General features: G+C 55.9%; 13 protein-coding genes and 2 pseudogenes. 9 read left to right on the top strand and 6 right to left on the bottom strand.

The features are described from left to right. Positions 1–3 precede the first annotated feature (3 nt). The 3 genes and pseudogenes from ssuD to ssuE all read right to left on the bottom strand — a co-directional run bounded on the left by ssuD (position 4) and on the right by ssuE (position 2675). Positions 4–1148, bottom strand: a pseudogene (gene ssuD / locus FHC51_RS13220) (FMNH2-dependent alkanesulfonate monooxygenase). Then, positions 1114–2107 (bottom strand): annotated as a pseudogene (locus FHC51_RS13225) (sulfonate ABC transporter substrate-binding protein); the annotation flags it as partial. The pseudogenes ssuD and FHC51_RS13225, both read right to left, overlap by 35 nt. Continuing rightward, complete coding sequence (ssuE, locus tag FHC51_RS13230) at positions 2100–2675, bottom strand: NADPH-dependent FMN reductase (RefSeq protein ID WP_103178946.1); 576 nt, start codon at positions 2673–2675, stop codon at positions 2100–2102. The gene ssuE and the pseudogene FHC51_RS13225, both read right to left, overlap by 8 nt. A gap of 248 nt (positions 2676–2923) precedes the next feature. Here ssuE and pyrD point away from each other — a divergent pair, with 248 nt between their 5' ends. Both pyrD and zapC read left to right on the top strand, forming a co-directional pair. Next, positions 2924–3934: a quinone-dependent dihydroorotate dehydrogenase gene (gene pyrD / locus FHC51_RS13235; RefSeq protein WP_114315426.1), complete on the top strand. Its 1011-nt coding sequence runs from the start codon at positions 2924–2926 to the stop codon at positions 3932–3934. Between the two features lie 167 nt (positions 3935–4101). Beyond that, positions 4102–4638 (top strand): cell division protein ZapC, encoded by a 537-nt coding sequence (gene zapC, locus FHC51_RS13240; RefSeq protein WP_220435741.1) that lies wholly within the window; start codon positions 4102–4104, stop codon positions 4636–4638. Here zapC and FHC51_RS13245 read toward each other — a convergent pair. Next, positions 4635–5744: a YcbX family protein gene (locus tag FHC51_RS13245; RefSeq protein ID WP_220435742.1), complete on the bottom strand. Its 1110-nt coding sequence runs from the start codon at positions 5742–5744 to the stop codon at positions 4635–4637. The two genes, zapC and FHC51_RS13245, sit on opposite strands and share 4 nt — an antisense overlap. Positions 5745–5841: 97 nt before the next feature. Between FHC51_RS13245 and rlmKL the strand changes: the two genes are divergently transcribed. The 6 genes from rlmKL to rmf all read left to right on the top strand — a co-directional run bounded on the left by rlmKL (position 5842) and on the right by rmf (position 13770). Then, complete coding sequence (gene rlmKL / locus FHC51_RS13250; protein ID WP_220435743.1) at positions 5842–7950, top strand: bifunctional 23S rRNA (guanine(2069)-N(7))-methyltransferase RlmK/23S rRNA (guanine(2445)-N(2))-methyltransferase RlmL; 2109 nt, start codon at positions 5842–5844, stop codon at positions 7948–7950. A 12-nt stretch (positions 7951–7962) separates the two neighbouring features. Next, positions 7963–9870: an ABC transporter ATP-binding protein gene (locus FHC51_RS13255; protein ID WP_220435744.1), complete on the top strand. Its 1908-nt coding sequence runs from the start codon at positions 7963–7965 to the stop codon at positions 9868–9870. A gap of 18 nt (positions 9871–9888) precedes the next feature. Further along, entirely contained in the window at positions 9889–11142 is a 1254-nt protein-coding gene (pqiA, locus tag FHC51_RS13260; protein WP_103823352.1) for a membrane integrity-associated transporter subunit PqiA, read from the top strand. Between the two features lie 4 nt (positions 11143–11146). Further along, positions 11147–12784, top strand: a complete 1638-nt coding sequence (gene pqiB / locus FHC51_RS13265; protein WP_114388439.1) for an intermembrane transport protein PqiB — start codon at positions 11147–11149, stop codon at positions 12782–12784. Next, the gene (gene pqiC, locus FHC51_RS13270; protein WP_103823351.1) at positions 12784–13347 is read left to right on the top strand and encodes a membrane integrity-associated transporter subunit PqiC; all 564 of its coding nucleotides are present in this window, start codon (positions 12784–12786) and stop codon (positions 13345–13347) included. Before pqiB ends, pqiC begins: the two co-directional genes overlap by 1 nt. 255 nt (positions 13348–13602) lie before the next feature. After that, positions 13603–13770, top strand: coding sequence for a ribosome modulation factor (gene rmf, locus FHC51_RS13275; protein ID WP_010429337.1), 168 nt, complete (start codon positions 13603–13605; stop codon positions 13768–13770). Positions 13771–13842: 72 nt separating this feature from the next. Here rmf and fabA read toward each other — a convergent pair whose 3' ends face one another. Both fabA and FHC51_RS13285 read right to left on the bottom strand, forming a co-directional pair. After that, positions 13843–14361: a bifunctional 3-hydroxydecanoyl-ACP dehydratase/trans-2-decenoyl-ACP isomerase gene (gene fabA, locus FHC51_RS13280; RefSeq protein WP_000227926.1), complete on the bottom strand. Its 519-nt coding sequence runs from the start codon at positions 14359–14361 to the stop codon at positions 13843–13845. A gap of 68 nt (positions 14362–14429) precedes the next feature. After that, the gene (locus FHC51_RS13285; protein WP_220435745.1) at positions 14430–16190 is read right to left on the bottom strand and encodes a Lon protease family protein; all 1761 of its coding nucleotides are present in this window, start codon (positions 16188–16190) and stop codon (positions 14430–14432) included. Between the two features lie 186 nt (positions 16191–16376). On the opposite strand from FHC51_RS13285, the gene matP reads away from it, so the two are divergent. Beyond that, positions 16377–16832: a macrodomain Ter protein MatP gene (gene matP, locus FHC51_RS13290; RefSeq protein WP_103178956.1), complete on the top strand. Its 456-nt coding sequence runs from the start codon at positions 16377–16379 to the stop codon at positions 16830–16832. Positions 16833–16841 lie beyond the last annotated feature (9 nt).

The following is a 16841-nucleotide window of genomic DNA, read 5'->3' on the forward strand; positions in this document are numbered from 1 at the left end:
TCCTTAGCTCTGGGCGACTTTACGCGGAATAAATTCGTTGGCCACCGCTTCGCCCTGCTGCAACAGCTGCTGCGGCTGCGGGATCTCCGGAATAGCGACATCCAGATGCGGGAACAGCAGTTCGCCCACCTTGTACGCCTCCTCCAGATGCGGATAACCGGAGAGAATAAAGCTGTCGATACCGAGATCAGCGTACTCATTAATGCGCGCCGCCACGGTCGGGCCATCCCCCACTAAGGCGGTACCTGCGCCGCCGCGCACCAGGCCGACGCCCGCCCACAGGTTCGGGCTGATCTCCAGATTCTCTCTTTTACCGTTGTGCAGGGAGGCCATTCGGTGTTGCCCCACGGAGTCGGTGCGGGCAAAGGCGGCCTGCGCTTTGGCAATGGTGTCTTCGTCCAAATGCGAAATCAGGCGGTCGGCGGCCTGCCACGCCTTTCAGTGGTTTCGCGCACAATCACATGCAGACGAATGCCGAAGCGGACTTTACGACCCCGCGCCGCGGCTTTGGCGCGCACCTGTTCGATTTTCTCTTTTACCAGCGCCGGCGGTTCGCCCCAGGTGAGGTAGAGATCCACCTGTTCGGCGGCCAGATCCTGGGCAACGTCCGATGAACCGCCAAAATAGAGCGGCGGACGCGGTTGCTGGATCGGCGGGAAGTAGAGTTTCGCATCACGCACATGGATATGCTTGCCCTCGAAGGTGACGCTCTCACCCTCCAGCAGACGACGCCAGACCTGAGTGAATTCCGCGGAGGCTTCGTACCGCGCGGTGTGATCCAAAAAGACGCCATCCCCTGCCAGCTCCTGCGGATCGCTGCCGGTCACCAGGTTAAACAGGGCGCGGCCATTCGACAGACGGTCGAGGGTCGCGGCCTGGCGTGCGGCTACCGTCGGGGAGGTCACGCTGGGACGCAGGGCCACCAGAAACTTCAGGCGTTGGGTCACCGGGATCATCGACGCCGCCACCAGCCACGCATCCTCGCAGGAACGACCTGTCGGGATCAGCACCCCGGTAAAACCAATCCGATCGGCGGCCTGGGCGATCTGCTGGAGATAAGCATGATCCACCGGACGAGCACCCTCGTCGGTGCCAAGATAATGACCGTCGCCGTGGGTAGGTAAAAACCAGAACAGATTCAGACTCATGATTTATCTCCTTTCGAGGCAGTGGGCTGCCAGATGCGGTCGCGAATAACGATTTTTTTCGGTACCAGATGGTTGTCGTAAAACAGGTCGGCGGTTTGCTGCTGTAACACGGCGATTTTCGCATCCACCGGTTTGATGACGGTTGGCGGGCGATGGTCAAGGTAGGTAGCAATGACCGGCTCCGGCAGACCCATCGATTTTGCCAGCAGGGCGATACTGGCCTGGCGCTGGCTCTGGGTGAGGGCGTCCGCTTCGCTAAAGGTATCCAGCACGCCCTGAATAAAGGCACCGTTCTTCTCGGCATAGGGGCGTGCGGCAAGGTAGAAAGAGCCGGTCTGTTTCAGGGTTTCGCCATCTTTCAGTACTCTCACCCCCCCCTGCAGCAGCACCGCTGAGTAGTAAGGGTCCCAGATAGCCCAAGCATCGACATTCTTTTGCTGGAAAGCGGCGCGGGCATCCGATGGGGAGAGATAGACCGGCTGAATATCCTTAAAGGTCAGGCCCGCCTGCTGGAGCGCGCGGAGTAAAAGGTTGTGGGAGCTGGAGCCTTTCTGGAAAGCCACTTTGTGGCCTTTCAGATCCGCCACGCTCTTAATCGGGCTATTTTCAGGCACCAGGATCACTTCGGCTTTCGGTTTTGGCGGCTCAACGCCGACGTAAACCAGGTCCGCGCCGGCGGCCTGAGCGAAGATCGGCGGGATATCCCCGGTACTGCCAAGATCGATACTGCCGACGTTCAGCGCCTCCAGCATCTGCGGGCCGGCCGGGAACTCAACCCAGGAGAATTTGGTGTCCGGGTAGCGTTTTTCCAGCAGTTGATGACTTTTTGCCAGCACCATACTGACGCTGCCTTTCTGATAGCCAATACGCAGATTGTCGGGCGCGGGCTCTGCGCCGTGCGCCAGTGCGGAGAGAGCCACCAGACCTGCCAGACTCAGGCGTGCAAGGGATTTAAACATGGGCGACTCCTTTTTGAAGACCGAAGGCGGGAACCTGAACGTCGCGGCGATGTAGCGCCTGCCAGAAAGTCTCCAGCGCGCTGTCGAGGCGGGTTTGCAGGTTCGGGGTAAAGTGCGGCTTGTGCTGGTAGTCGATGACCTGAGAATCATCGGCAAACACGCCGTGCAGGATCTCCTGGGCTTTCAGGGCGTTGAGCACCGGTTTCAGGGCGTAATCCACCGCCAGCAGATGGGCCACGGTGCCGCCCGTCGCCAGCGGCAGGACGACTTTGCCCTCTAACGCGCGCTCCGGCAGCAGATCGAGCAGGGTTTTCAGGGCGCCGGAGAACGAGGCTTTATAGATCGGCGTGGCGACGATTAGCCCATCGGCCTCTTTTAACTGTTCATTCAGCGCCTTCAGCGCAGGGCTGTCGAAGCGGGCATAGAGCAGATCTTCCGGGGCAAAATTTTGCAGATTCCAGTGGAACACCTCCACATCCAGAGAGGTAAGCTGTTCCCGGGCGTACTCCAGCAGTGCGCTGGAGCGGGAAGGGAATCGCGGACTGCCGGCCAACGTAATGACACGCATAGATGCTCCTTATAACCAATTATTTGCTTTTATCTAACATTGATAACATTTGTTGGCAGTGTGGCACCGCTGGCTTATTCCGCTAAATGATTTATCCGCAAGATAAATGCCGAAAATTGAATAAAGGAGGGGTGAAAAGTAAACGATTGCGCAGCACGGGGCTTTTTTTGCCTCAGGTCAATTCCCTTTCCCGCTGCGATCACAGATAATACGCCCCCGGTTTGCACACCGGGAATCCAGGAGAGTTCATGTACTACCCCTTCGTTCGTAAAGCCCTTTTCCAGCTCGATCCTGAGCGCGCTCATGAATTAACATTCCAGCAGTTACGCCGTATTACGGGAACCCCGCTCGAAGCGCTGGTGCGCCAGAAAGTGATGGATAAGCCGGTCACCTGTATGGGGTTAACCTTTAAAAATCCACTGGGTCTGGCGGCAGGGCTGGATAAAAATGGCGAGTGCATTGATGCACTGGGTGCGATGGGCTTCGGCTCCATCGAAATTGGTACCGTCACACCGCGTCCGCAGCCGGGTAACGACAAGCCACGCCTGTTCCGCCTGGTAGAAGCCGAAGGGCTGATTAACCGCATGGGGTTTAATAATCTCGGTGTCGATCACCTCGTTGAAAATGTGAAAAAGGCCCATTTCGACGGCGTATTAGGCATTAATATCGGCAAAAATAAAGACACGCCGGTCGAGCAGGGCAAAGATGACTACCTGATCTGCATGGAGAAAGTCTACGCTTATGCTGGATATATTGCGGTGAATATCTCCTCGCCTAACACGCCAGGTCTGCGTACCCTGCAATACGGCGAAGCGCTGGATGACTTATTAACCGCCATCAAAAATAAGCAAAATGAACTCCAGGCGACGCACCATAAATATGTGCCGGTCGCCGTTAAAATTGCGCCGGATCTGACTGAAGAAGAGCTGATTCAGGTGGCCGACAGTTTAGTTCGTCATAATATTGATGGTGTTATCGCTACCAATACCACGCTCGACCGCGCTTTAGTTCAGGGGATGAAGCATTGCGATGAAATGGGTGGCTTGAGCGGACGCCCGGTGCAGTTAAAAAGCACCGAAATAATTCGTCGTCTGTCGCAGGAATTAAATGGCCGCTTACCGATTATTGGGGTTGGCGGGATTGATTCAGTCATCGCCGCCCGCGAAAAAATGGCTGCTGGCGCTTCGCTTGTTCAGATATATTCCGGCTTTATTTTTAAAGGTCCGCCGCTGATTAAAGAAATCGTTAATCACCTCTAACCTTTTAGCATGACTGACAACTAGGGCTTTATTTCCAGCTCTGGTTGTTTTATATTCCCGGACTGTTGCTTTATTAGACATAGTAGTCTTTGATTACTGAGGTTAAAAAAACGAAGCGGCAATAAGGACTTTCTTACGACAGGACGTTTCGGGAACGGGAGAGACAGATGCGAATTAAACCTGACGATAACTGGCGCTGGTATTTCTGCGAAGAGCACGATCGTATGATGCTCGATCTGGCCAATGGTATGTTGTTTCGTTCGCGTTTTGCCCGCCGGATGTTAACCCCGGACGCCTTTGCCGATACCGGTTTTTGCGTCGATGATGCCGCACTCTATTTCTCTTTTGAAGAGAAGTGCCGCGATCTGGATCTGTCGAAAGAGCAGCGTGCTGAACTGGTGCTCAATGCGCTGGTGGCGATCCGCTTCCTCAAACCCCAGATGCCAAAAAGCTGGCACTTTCTTGCCCACGGTGAACGCTGGACACCGACAATCGGCGACGCCGCCTGTGTCAGCCTGAGCGAAAATGGTGAGCAGGTGAATTTGCTGGTGGTGGAGCCGGGCGACAACGCTGCGCTCTGTTTACTGGCGCAGCCCGCGGTGACCATTGCCGGGCGCACCATGCAGTTGGGCGACCCGATTAAAGTGATGAATGACAGGCTGAAACCGCAACCGGTCAGCTTCAGCCTGGAACAGGCTGTTTAAGCCTCGAGCTGTAACGACGTTTTCGGCACACAGCTACAGCACAGGATTGTGCCATCGCTGCCAATGGCCGATTTCTTCAGCGCGCTCACTTCCCCCTCAACCAGCGTGATGCGACAGCATCCGCAAATCCCCGCACGGCAGGAGTAGGGCACGCGAATCCCAGCCTGTTCAAGCTGCTCCAGTAACACCTGCTGATTGTTACCGCGAATGGTCTGTCCCTGCCACTGGATGGTCACCGCCGTTGCAGGCTGCACTTCCACATCGCTGGCCTCTTCTTCGGCGCCTGCGCCGTAGAGGCGGCCCGGGGCGGTCGAGAGGATCTCCACCTCGTCGCCCACGCGGATCACTCCGCTGGAGCGCGGGATCAGGTTCTGGCCGAAATCGACATCACCATTATCCTGCGCGGTGCGGAAAGATTGCAGGGTTTTCAGCGGTTCGCCAGTCGGGTGTTTCTGCCCCTTTTCCGGGCTGACGGTGGTAAAGATGCAGCGGCTGCAGGGTTTCACCACATCAAAAATGACCTCGCCGATGCGGATCACTTTCCAGGTGTCCTCTTCCCAGGCGGCAGCGCCGGTCACCACCAGGTTCGGGCGGAACTGCTCCATCTGCACGCTGGCCGGGCAGCGCTGTTGCAGGTCGCGCAGCGAGGCTTCGTTAGTGAGCAGATACGGGAACCCGTCGGCAAAAGAGAGCGGCACCGCGGCAAACTTAGCCACGCGTCGCGTCAGCTCCGGCCCAACCCAGCGCAGCTGAACTGGGCGGGAAAAGAATTCGCTCAGCCAGCGGTTGATCGCATCCGGGGCGATACGGGCGGTAAAGTGGTTGCCCCAGACTTCGGTGGGCGCATCCGCTGGCGCAAAATCGCTGAAACGGACGATACTACTGGAACCATCCGGCGCAGTCAGATGGAGACCATCCTGAACCGGCGCCGGGGTAAAGCGAACCATTTGCGGGAACTGGCGTGCGGTAATAAATGTGCCATCCAGCTCTGTGACCATAAAAATGCGATCAAAGGCAAAACCGCTGACATCGGCAAGGGCATGGGTGAGCCCAATACCCAGCATGGATTTAACCGGATGAATGAAAAGCCTGGATAACGTCGCCACGGCGCAGCCCTCAAATGAAAATAAGCCCTCAACTTTATGACATAGAGCCCAGATTGGCTATAATGCGCAGCAATTTTCTTAGAGTAAAAGTGACGATATGAATTCTCTGTTTGCCAGTACGGCCCGTGGGCTGGAAGAGCTGTTAAAAACTGAACTGGAAAACCTGGGCGCGCAAGAGTGCCAGGTGGTTCAGGGTGGTGTCCATTTTCAGGGCGACACGCGGCTTATTTACCAGAGCCTGATGTGGAGCCGCCTGGCCTCACGCATCATGTTGCCGATGAGAGAGTGCAAGGTTTATAGCGATCTCGATCTTTATATTGGCGTGCAGACTATCGACTGGACAGAGATTTTTGCCCCAAGTGCCACTTTTGCCGTGCACTTCAGCGGCCTGAACGATGAGATCCGTAACAGCCAGTACGGGGCGCTGAAGGTCAAAGATGCCATCGTCGACTGTTTCACGCGCAAAAATCTGGAGCGTCCGAACGTCGATCGTGAAAATCCGGATCTGCGCATCAACGTTCGCCTGAATAAAGAAGTTGCCAGCATTGCGCTGGATCTGTGTGGCGAAGGCCTGCACCAGCGCGGCTACCGCGATCGTGCCGGTATTGCGCCGATCAAAGAGAACCTTGCGGCCGCCATCGTGATGCGTTCCGGCTGGCTGCCGGGTACGCCGTTGCTCGATCCGATGTGTGGTTCCGGTACCCTGCTTATCGAAGCGGCGATGCTGGCAACCGACCGCGCGCCTGGCCTGCATCGCGGCGCGTGGGGCTTTAAGGGCTGGGCTCAGCACGACGAGGCCATCTGGCAGGAGGTCAAAGCCGAAGCCCAGACGCGTGCACGTGCCGGGCTGGCAGCTTATGAATCCCGTTTCTATGGTTCTGACAGCGACGCCCGCGTAATTGAACGCGCGCGCAGCAACGCCCGCCGCGCCGGGATCGGCGAGCTGATCGCCTTTGAGGTTAAAGACGTTTCCCAGCTCACCAATCCGCTGCCAAAAGGCCCGTACGGCACGGTGATCAGCAACCCGCCTTACGGCGAACGTCTGGACAGCGAGCCTGCGCTGATTGCCCTGCATAGCCTGCTGGGGCGCACCATGAAGGATCTGTTTGGCGGCTGGAACCTCTCTTTGTTCAGCGCCTCTCCTGAGCTGCTGAGCTGCCTGCAACTGCGCGCCGAGCGCCAGTTCAAGGCCAAAAATGGCCCGCTGGACTGCGTGCAGAAAAATTACCATCTGGCCGAGAAAGAGGCGGACAGCAAACCGGCCACCATCGCGGAAGATTACGCCAACCGCCTGCGCAAGAACCTGAAGAAATTTGAAAAATGGGCGAAGCAGGAAGGCATTGAATGCTATCGCCTGTATGACGCCGATCTGCCGGAGTACAACGTGGCGGTCGATCGCTACGCCGACTGGGTGGTCGTGCAGGAGTATGCTCCGCCTAAAACCGTCGATCCGCAGAAAGCCCGTCAGCGTATGCTCGATATTATTGCCGCGACCATCAGCGTGCTGAATATCGCCCCGAACAAGCTGATCCTCAAAACCCGTGAGCGTCAGAAGGGTAAAAACCAGTATGAGAAGATGAACAGCAAGGGCGAGTTTATCGAAGTGGGTGAATATAACGCGCGCCTGTGGGTGAACCTCACCGATTACCTCGATACCGGGCTGTTCCTCGACCACCGTATTGCCCGCCGCATGCTGGGCCAGATGAGTAAAGGTAAAGACTTCCTGAACCTCTTCTCCTATACCGGCAGCGCCAGCGTACATGCCGGCCTGGGCGGTGCGCGTACCACTACCACCGTGGATATGTCCCGCACCTATCTGGAGTGGGCGGAGCGCAACCTGCGCCTTAACGGCCTGACCGGCCGCGCGCACCGCCTGTTGCAGGCTGACGTGCTGGGCTGGCTGCGTGAAACCGAAGAGCAGTTCGATCTGATCTTTATCGATCCGCCGACCTTCTCTAACTCCAAACGCATGGAAGAGTCTTTCGATGTCCAGCGCGACCATATTGCGCTGATGAAAGATCTCAAACGTATGCTGCGTAAAGGCGGCACGATCATGTTTTCGAACAACAAACGCGGTTTCCGCATGGATCATGAAGGGCTGGAAAAACTGGGGCTGAAAGCACAAGAGATCAGTCAAAAAACCCTGTCCCAGGATTTTGCCCGTAACCGTCAGATCCATAACTGCTGGCTGATTACCGCGGTCTGAAAGGAAAAGTAAATGTCATTAATTAGTATGCATGGAGCGTGGCTGTCGTTCAGCGACGCGCCGCTTCTCGATAATGCTGAGCTGCATATCGAAGATAACGAACGCGTCTGTCTGGTGGGGCGTAATGGTGCCGGAAAATCGACGCTGATGAAGATCCTCAACCGCGAGCAGGGGCTGGATGACGGGCGTATTATTTACGAACAGGATCTGGTCGTGGCGCGTCTGCAACAGGACCCGCCGCGCAACGTTCAGGGCAGCGTTTACGATTTTGTTGCCGAAGGCATCGAAGAGCAGGCCGAATACCTGAAGCGCTACCACGAGATCTCGCATCTGGTGATGACCGACCCCAGCACCAAAAACCTGAATGAGATGGCGCGCCTGCAGGAGTTGCTGGATCATCATGGCCTGTGGCAGCTTGAAAACCGTATCAACGAAGTGCTGGCGCAGTTAGGTCTGGAAGCGGACATGCCGCTGGCCTCGCTTTCTGGCGGCTGGCTGCGTAAGGCGGCGCTGGGCCGGGCGCTGGTCAGCGGGCCGAAAGTGCTGCTGCTTGATGAGCCGACCAACCACCTGGATATCGAAACCATCGACTGGCTGGAAGGGTTCCTGAAAACCTTCAATGGCACCATTATCTTTATCTCTCATGACCGTTCGTTCATTCGCAATATGGCGACCCGTATTGTCGATCTCGATCGCGGCAAGCTGGTGACCTATCCTGGCGATTACGATACCTATCTGCTGGAAAAAGAGGAAAATCTGCGGGTAGAGGAGCTGCAAAACGCAGAGTTCGACCGCAAGCTGGCGCAGGAAGAGGTGTGGATCCGTCAGGGGATTAAAGCGCGTCGTACCCGTAATGAAGGCCGCGTCCGAGCCCTGAAAGCGATGCGTCGTGAGCGCAGTGAACGCCGTGAAGTGATGGGCAGCGCGAAGATGCAGGTCGAAGAGGCGAGCCGTTCAGGCAAAATCGTCTTTGAGATGGAGAACGTCAACTACCAGGTCGACGGCAAGGTGCTGGTGAAGGACTTCTCCGCCCAGGTACAACGCGGCGACAAAATCGCCCTTATCGGCCCGAACGGCTGCGGTAAGACCACGCTGCTGAAGCTGATGCTGGATCAACTTAAGGCCGACAGCGGCCGCATCCACTGCGGTACCAAGCTCGAAGTGGCGTACTTCGACCAGCACCGCGCGGAGCTGGATCCGGATAAAACGGTGATGGACAACCTCGCCGAAGGCAAGCAGGAAGTGATGGTGAACGGTAAGCCGCGCCACGTGCTGGGCTATCTGCAGGACTTCCTGTTCCATCCAAAACGGGCGATGACCCCGGTGCGTGCACTCTCTGGTGGGGAGCGTAACCGCCTGTTACTGGCGCGTCTGTTCCTGAAACCCAGCAACCTGCTTATTCTTGACGAACCGACCAACGATCTTGACGTTGAAACGCTGGAACTTCTGGAAGAACTGATTGATAGTTATCAGGGAACTGTGATGCTGGTCAGCCACGATCGTCAGTTCGTGGATAACACCGTTACCGAATGCTGGATCTTCGAAGGCCAGGGCCGAATTGGTCAGTATGTGGGCGGTTATCACGATGCCCGTGGACAGCAGGCGCAATCGCAGGCGACAAAACAGTCAAAAGTGAAGGTGGAAGCGGAAGCTGCTGTTCCAAAAGCAGAAAATAGCAAACGCACCACGGCCAAATTAAGCTATAACCTTCAGCGCGAACTGGAAGGCTTGCCGCAGCGTCTGGAAGAGCTCGAAGCCAGTCTGGAAAGTTTGCAGGCTCAGGTGGCAGACGCGTCATTCTTCAGCCAGCCGCATGACTATACTCAAAAAGTTCTGGCCGATATGGCCCAGGCTGAGCAGGCGCTGGAAGAGGCATTTGAACGCTGGGAATATCTTGAGGCTCTGAAAAACGGCGCATAAGTTAAACATGGAGCCAGTATGTGTGAACATCACCATGCCGACCGGCATATTTTATGCTCACAGTGCGATATGCTCGTGGCGCTTCCCGTGCTCGAGCATGGCCACAAAGCGGCATGCCCGCGCTGCGGGACAACGCTGACAACAGAGTGGGACGCGCCGCGGCAGCGTCCTACTGCTTATGCCATTGCTGCGTTGTTTATGCTCTTTCTCTCCAATCTGTTCCCCTTTATTAATATGAAGGTGGGGGGCATCACCAGCGAAGTCCATTTGCTGGAGATACCCCGCGTGATGTTCTCAGAGAATTACGCCAGTCTGGGAACATTCTTTTTACTTTTCGTCCAGATCGTACCGGCGTTTTGCCTGGTAGTTATCTTACTGCTCGTGAACCGGGCGCATATGCCCGGAGCCCTGAAGATCAGGCTGGCGCGGATCCTGTTCCAGTTGAAAAGCTGGGGGATGGCGGAGATTTTCTTAGCCGGTATTCTGGTGAGCTTTGTTAAGCTGATGGCCTACGGCGATATCGGCATTGGCAGCAGTTTTATTCCCTGGTGCCTGTTCTGTATCCTGCAACTACGCGCGTTTCAGTGCGTGGATCGCCGTTGGGCATGGGACGATATCGCCCCTGCGCCCGCGTTGCCGCAAACGCTGCAACCCGGCGTGCCGGGAATCAATCAAAATTTGCGCTTATGCGCCTGCTGCACAGCGATCCTCCCTGCCGACCAGTATGTCTGCCCGCGTTGCGCAACAAAAGGGCATGTGCGGCGTAAAAACAGCCTTCAGTGGACCATGGCACTGCTTATTACGTCCATGATCCTCTATCTCCCGGCCAATATTCTGCCGATTATGATTACCGACCTGCTGGGCGATAGAATGCCATCGACCATCATGGCCGGGGTTGTACTGCTATGGAGTGAAGGCTCCTATCCGGTTGCGCTGGTGATCTTTATCGCCAGTATTATGGTTCCCACGCTCAAAATGATTGCGATTGCCTGGCTCTGCTGGGATGCCAAAGGACACGGCAAGCGTGACAGTGAGCGGATGCATCTGATTTATGAAGTCGTGGAGTTTGTCGGGCGCTGGTCAATGATTGACGTCTTTGTTATTGCCGTCCTCTCTGCGCTGGTGCGTATAGGCGGATTAATGAGTATCTATCCCGCCATCGGAGCGGTGATGTTTGCATTGGTCGTGATTATGACCATGTTTGCGGCCATGACTTTCGACCCACGGTTATCCTGGGATCGTGAGTCAGCGTCGAGCCATGAGGATGAATAAAAGCATGGAAAAGAAAAGCGGAGAGGCGAAAGTGCAGAAGGTCAGAAACTGGTCGCCGGTGTGGATTTTCCCCATCGTGACTGCCCTGATCGGTGCCTGGATCCTGTTTTATCATTACAGCCATCAGGGTCCGGAAGTGACGTTAATCACCACCAACGCCGAGGGGATTGAGGGTGGTAAAACCACCATCAAAAGCCGCAGCGTGGATGTGGGGGTCGTTGAAAGCGCCACCCTGACTGACGATCTGACACACGTAGAGATCAAAGCCCGCCTTAACGCTGGCATGGAGAAGCTGCTACACGGCGACTCGGTGTTCTGGGTGGTGAAACCGCAGGTGGGCCGTGAAGGCATCAGCGGTCTGGGCACGTTGTTATCCGGGGCATATATTGAACTGCAACCGGGCAAAAAGGGCGTCCAGCCAGCGGAATATCAACTGCTGGACTCACCGCCGCTGGCGCCACCCGATGCGAAGGGGATCCGCGTTATCCTCGACAGTAAAAAAGCGGGCCAGCTGAGTCCGGGCGATCCGGTATTGTTCCGCGGTTATCGCGTAGGTTCCGTTGAAACCAGCACGTTTGACACCCAAAAACGCACCATCAGTTACCAGCTGTTTATCAATGCGCCTAACGATCGCCTGGTGACCGGCAACGTACGCTTCTGGAAAGACAGCGGTATCGCCGTGGACTTAACCTCAGCCGGTATGCGCGTCGAAATGGGTTCACTCTCTACGCTGTTTGGTGGCGGGGTAAGCTTTGACGTGCCGGAAGGGCTGGATCAGGGCCAGCCGGTGGCGCAGCACACGGCGTTCAAGCTCTATGACGACCAGAGAAGCATTCAGGATTCGCTCTATACCGACCATATCGACTACCTGATGTTCTTCAAAGATTCTGTCCGCGGCCTGCAGCCGGGCGCGCCGGTTGAATTCCGCGGTATCCGTCTCGGAACCGTCGGTAAGGTGCCGTTCTTTGCGCCGGGTATGCGCCAGGTGCTGGATGATGACTACCGTATTCCGGTGCTGATCCGCATCGAGCCGGAGCGTCTGATCAATCAGGTTGGCGATACGCCGGACATTGCTCAGCATATCGACGGGCTAATGAAGCGCGGTCTGCGCGGCTCGCTCAAAACCGGTAATCTGGTGACCGGGGCGCTGTATGTGGATATGGACTTCTTCCCGAAAGAGCCGCCGTTAAAAGAGATCCGCGAGTTTGGGGGCTACAAAATTATCCCGACCGTCAGCGGTGGCCTGGCGCAGATCCAACAGCGTCTGATGGAAACGCTGGATAAGATCAATAACCTGCCGCTCAATCCAATGATTCAGCAGGCTACCAACACGCTTAGTGAAAGCCAGGCGACGATGCGCCGACTGCAGGCCACGCTGGATAATCTGAACAAGCTGACCGCCAGCCAGTCGATGCAGCAGCTGCCGCAGGACATGCAGAAGACGCTGCGTGAACTGAACCGCAGTATGCAGGGCTTCCAGCCGGGTTCCGCGGCATATAACAAGATGGTGGCGGATATGCAGCGCCTCGATCAGGTTCTGCGTGAGCTCCAGCCGGTACTGAAAACGCTGAATACGAAGAGTAATGCGCTGGTATTCGAAGCAAAAGACAAAAAGGACCCTGAGCCGAAGGGGGCTAAATAATGAAAAAATGGCTAATCATCACCGCAGTGGCGCTACTGACCGCCTGTAGCTCATCAGAGAACAAGAGCTATTATCAGCTGCCGCTGGCAGCGCAGGCGGGCGGGCAAACGACGGCCAGCCAGGGGAACCGCCTGCTGTGGGTAGAGCAGGTGGCGGTGCCGGATTACCTCGCCGGTAATGGCGTGGTTTATCAGACCAGCGATGTGCAGTATGTCATCGCTAACAACAACCTGTGGGCCAGCCCGCTGGATCAGCAGCTGCGCAACACGCTGGTCGCTAACCTTGGCAGCCAACTGCCAGGATGGGTGGTGGCCTCGCAGCCGCTGGGCAGCGATCAGGATACGCTCAACGTCAACGTGACTAACTTCCACGGGCGCTATGATGGCAGGGTGATCGTCAGCGGGGAGTGGCTGCTGAACCATCAGGGTCAGCTGATCAAACGACCTTTCCATCTGGAGCTGATCCAGCGAAAAGATGGTTACGATGAGATGGTAAAAGTGCTGGCCCAGGGCTGGGCGCAGGAGTCTGCCAGCATCGCGAGAGAGATCTCCCGACTGCCATAAGTAAAATTCATCGCACGGAGCCGCAGTTAGCTTGATGCTAATTGCGGCTTTTTTTTCGTTTGTCCCTCAGGCGGTTACTTGTGCCGTGTCACAATTTTTGTACAAATGAACTTTTGTGTAGCTCACATTTATGACATTGGCGTGAATTTTGCGCATTGACGCTCGGCGGTAATCAGGGTATTCGTTATCTGTGATTGCACATTTTGTAATCACTGTTTTCTTTTCCACCAGATCAAATAATGAGGGAAACGAGGCATGAAGAGACAGAAACGAGATCGCCTTGAAAGGGCTCATCAACGTGGTTATCAGGCTGGCATCGCCGGACGTTCAAAAGAAATGTGTCCCTATCAGACCTTGAATCAGAGGTCACAATGGTTAGGGGGCTGGCGAGAAGCCATCGGAGACAGGGCAGTACTTGCTTGATAACGTCTCTTTAAAAAAGAAACCTCCGCACTGCGGAGGTTTCGCCTTTATATGCTCTGGTAAAAGCAACAATCAGAATGCGGAGGTGTCCTGGAACAGACCCACTTTCAGGTCGTTCGCGGTGTAGATCAGACGACCGTCGACCAGCACTTCGCCATCCGCCAGGCCCATAATCAGGCGACGGTTAACAATGCGTTTGAAGTGAATACGGTAGGTAACTTTTTTCGCGGTCGGCAGAACCTGACCAGTGAATTTCACTTCACCCACGCCCAGCGCGCGGCCTTTGCCTTCGCCACCCAGCCAGCCGAGGTAGAAGCCAACCAGCTGCCACATCGCGTCCAGACCCAGGCAGCCTGGCATCACCGGATCGCCAATAAAGTGGCAACCAAAGAACCACAGGTCCGGGTTGATATCGAGCTCTGCTTCTACGTAACCCTTATCGAAGTTGCCGCCGGTTTCCGTCATCTTCACGACACGGTCCATCATCAGCATGTTCGGGGCCGGTAACTGCGGGCCTTTCGCGCCAAACAGTTCACCGCGACCAGAGGCAAGAAGATCTTCTTTTGTATAGGATTCGCGTTTATCTACCATGTTCTCAGTATGCCTTATTTTAGTGAAGGACGCAGGATAGCTAACACGTGTACGCTGAACAAGTCCGATCAGTTTGGCGTGAACCAGTTCAACCAGCGTAACGGCCAGGGATAACGGTGGCGCGCTTCCTGTTGCGTTGCCTGCGCAATACGTTCCTGGATAGTCTGCATCAGCGTGGTTTGCCCCTCGGCGTCCCACTCCAGGTTTGTCAGTAAGGGTAGCGCATCTGTAATGTCTTCGATGGCCCAGAGGCTGAATTGTTCCTCTTCTACCGCCTTCAGCAGTTCCTGACTGAGGCTGAGATGGCGCACGTTCGGCAGAGGAATGATCACACCCTGTTTACCGCTCAGCCCACGCTGCTGGCAAACGGTAAAGAAGCCTTCGATCTTCTCATTCAGACCGCCGACCGGCTGCGCGCGACCAAACTGGTCCACAGAACCGGTAATGGCAATGCTCTGATTCACCGGCACATCGGCCAGGGCGCTGATGAGCGCGCACAGCTCTGCCATTGAGGCGCTGTCGCCATCCACTTCGCTGTAGGACTGTTCAAAGGTCAGCGAGGCGGTGAAGGGGATCTGCTGCTCGAGCTGCAGTTCCGACATCAGGAAGGCCTGCATGATCATCATGCCCTTGGCGTGAATATTCCCGCCCAGCTCGGCTTTGCGTTCGACATCGATAAACTCACCGTCGCCGATATGCACGACGCAGCTGATACGCGACGGCTCGCCAAAGGCGCGCGGGTGGCCAGGGAATTCAATTACCGACAGGGCGTTGATCTGCCCGACGCGTTCGCCTTCGGTTTCAACCAGGATCTGCTCAAGCAGGATCTCATCCTGCATGCGATCGGCAAGATAGCCTTCACGCCATTCGCGCTGCACCAGCATCTGGGAGAGCTGTTCGCCGGTGACCGTATCCTCTTCGGTCATGGCTGCGGCTTCACGCAGCTGTTTGCCAAGCCAGAGAGGACAAAGCGGCAGTGTCTCCTGATCGCCGGTATAGCGGACCGCTTCGCGGATCAGCACCGGCCAGGCATCGGCTGCTGGCGTTGGCAGCTGCGCACGCTGGCAGACGGCGTAAACCCACTGCAGCCATTGCTGCATATCTTCGGCATCCGCAATCTGGGTGCTCTCTTCAAACTCGCTGTAGACCACCTGGTCGGCCAGTTCGGGTTCCATCTCCTGGAAATCCGCCAGCGCTTCGCGATCGCCGATGAGCACCACTTTCAGGGTGAGCGGCATAGAGGGCACAGCGACCGGAAGAGGGCGCGACTCGTCATAGGCCACCCAGTCGAAACGCTGCTGGCAAACGCTGTTTTTCAGGCGCATCCACAGAAGTGGCTGAGCAAGCAGCGTGCGCAGGGAGATAAGCAACACGCCGCCGTTTGCCTGATGGACCAGACCGGGGTGCAGGGTTAATTCACCGTTAAACTGGCGCAGACAGCCAAACAGTTGTTCTGCTTCTGTCCAGCCCGCCTGGACGATGTTGCCGGTGACTGCAAAACGACCATCGGGTACGGTGGCGGGTTCAAAGGTAACGGTATGCCCATCGATGCGGTACTCACCACCAAAGACCGTTCCGGCTTCTGGCTGCAGCTGCCGCATGGCATCTGCCAGAAGATTCAGATACTCCGCTTCGTCTGGCGCTTTCAACAACATGAATGGCGAGGTGGCCCATGGGCTTAACACCTGCTCCAGCGCGTAATGCAAACGGGGCTGAGTGTCGCTGAGGATGTATTCGTCTTCTTTCGCGAGATCTGGCTGTGCAAACAGTTCCTGATAACTGTCGGTATCCGGAACAAGGTCACGCCATGCAAGTTTCGTAATGGTCAAAGTTGATGTTTTTTAGTCAGAAGTAAAACGATGGAGTATACCGTAAGGCGCAGGCTCTGCACATGAGGGAATAGGGGTTTCCGGGCAGGAATGCGTCACCGCGTGTCACAGGATATGATTTCTTTTCAGCAGATTGCTAAAAAACTGATATTCTGAACACAGTTACACGGTCACACTGAGATCGCAATGAAATATCAACAACTGGAAAATCTCGAAAGCGGCTGGAAATGGAAGTATCTGGTCAAAAAACACCGTGAAGGGGAGTTGATCACCTGCTACCTCGAAGCCAGTGCCGCAAAAGAAGCTGTAGATTTATTGCTGACCCTCGAAAATGAACCCATTCTGGTCAATGGCTGGATTGAAAAGCATATTAATCCCGCCTTACTGAACCGAATGAAGCAGACTATCCGTGCGCGGCGCAAACGGCACTTTAATGCTGAGCACCAGCACACCCGTAAAAAGTCGATCGATCTGGAGTTTATGGTCTGGCAGCGTCTGGCCGGGCTTGCCCAGAGACGGGGAAAAACCTTGTCAGAAACCATCGTGCAGCTGATTGAAGATGCGGAACATAAAGAGAAGTACGCCAGTCAGATGTCGACCCTGAAAACCGATCTTCAGGCGCTGCTGGCCGGTAAAAAGTAGCGTTTTAGT

The organism is Leclercia sp. EC_58 (assembly GCF_019584355.1).
Taxonomy (GTDB): Bacteria; Pseudomonadota; Gammaproteobacteria; order Enterobacterales; family Enterobacteriaceae; genus Enterobacter.

Excerpts from the sequence above, each read along its gene's own strand:
- zapC (WP_220435741.1), top strand. The coding sequence starts at position 4,102 with ATGCGAATTAAACCTGACGATAACTGGCGCTGGTATTTCTGCGAAGAG.
- pyrD (WP_114315426.1), top strand. The coding sequence starts at position 2,924 with ATGTACTACCCCTTCGTTCGTAAAGCCCTTTTCCAGCTCGATCCTGAG.
- rmf (WP_010429337.1), top strand. The coding sequence starts at position 13,603 with ATGAAGAGACAGAAACGAGATCGCCTTGAAAGGGCTCATCAACGTGGT.
- fabA (WP_000227926.1), bottom strand. The coding sequence starts at position 14,361 with ATGGTAGATAAACGCGAATCCTATACAAAAGAAGATCTTCTTGCCTCT.
- pqiC (WP_103823351.1), top strand. The coding sequence starts at position 12,784 with ATGAAAAAATGGCTAATCATCACCGCAGTGGCGCTACTGACCGCCTGT.
- matP (WP_103178956.1), top strand. The coding sequence starts at position 16,377 with ATGAAATATCAACAACTGGAAAATCTCGAAAGCGGCTGGAAATGGAAG.
- pqiA (WP_103823352.1), top strand. The coding sequence starts at position 9,889 with ATGTGTGAACATCACCATGCCGACCGGCATATTTTATGCTCACAGTGC.
- pqiB (WP_114388439.1), top strand. The coding sequence starts at position 11,147 with ATGGAAAAGAAAAGCGGAGAGGCGAAAGTGCAGAAGGTCAGAAACTGG.
- ssuE (WP_103178946.1), bottom strand. The coding sequence starts at position 2,675 with ATGCGTGTCATTACGTTGGCCGGCAGTCCGCGATTCCCTTCCCGCTCC.
- rlmKL (WP_220435743.1), top strand. The coding sequence starts at position 5,842 with ATGAATTCTCTGTTTGCCAGTACGGCCCGTGGGCTGGAAGAGCTGTTA.
- FHC51_RS13255 (WP_220435744.1), top strand. The coding sequence starts at position 7,963 with ATGTCATTAATTAGTATGCATGGAGCGTGGCTGTCGTTCAGCGACGCG.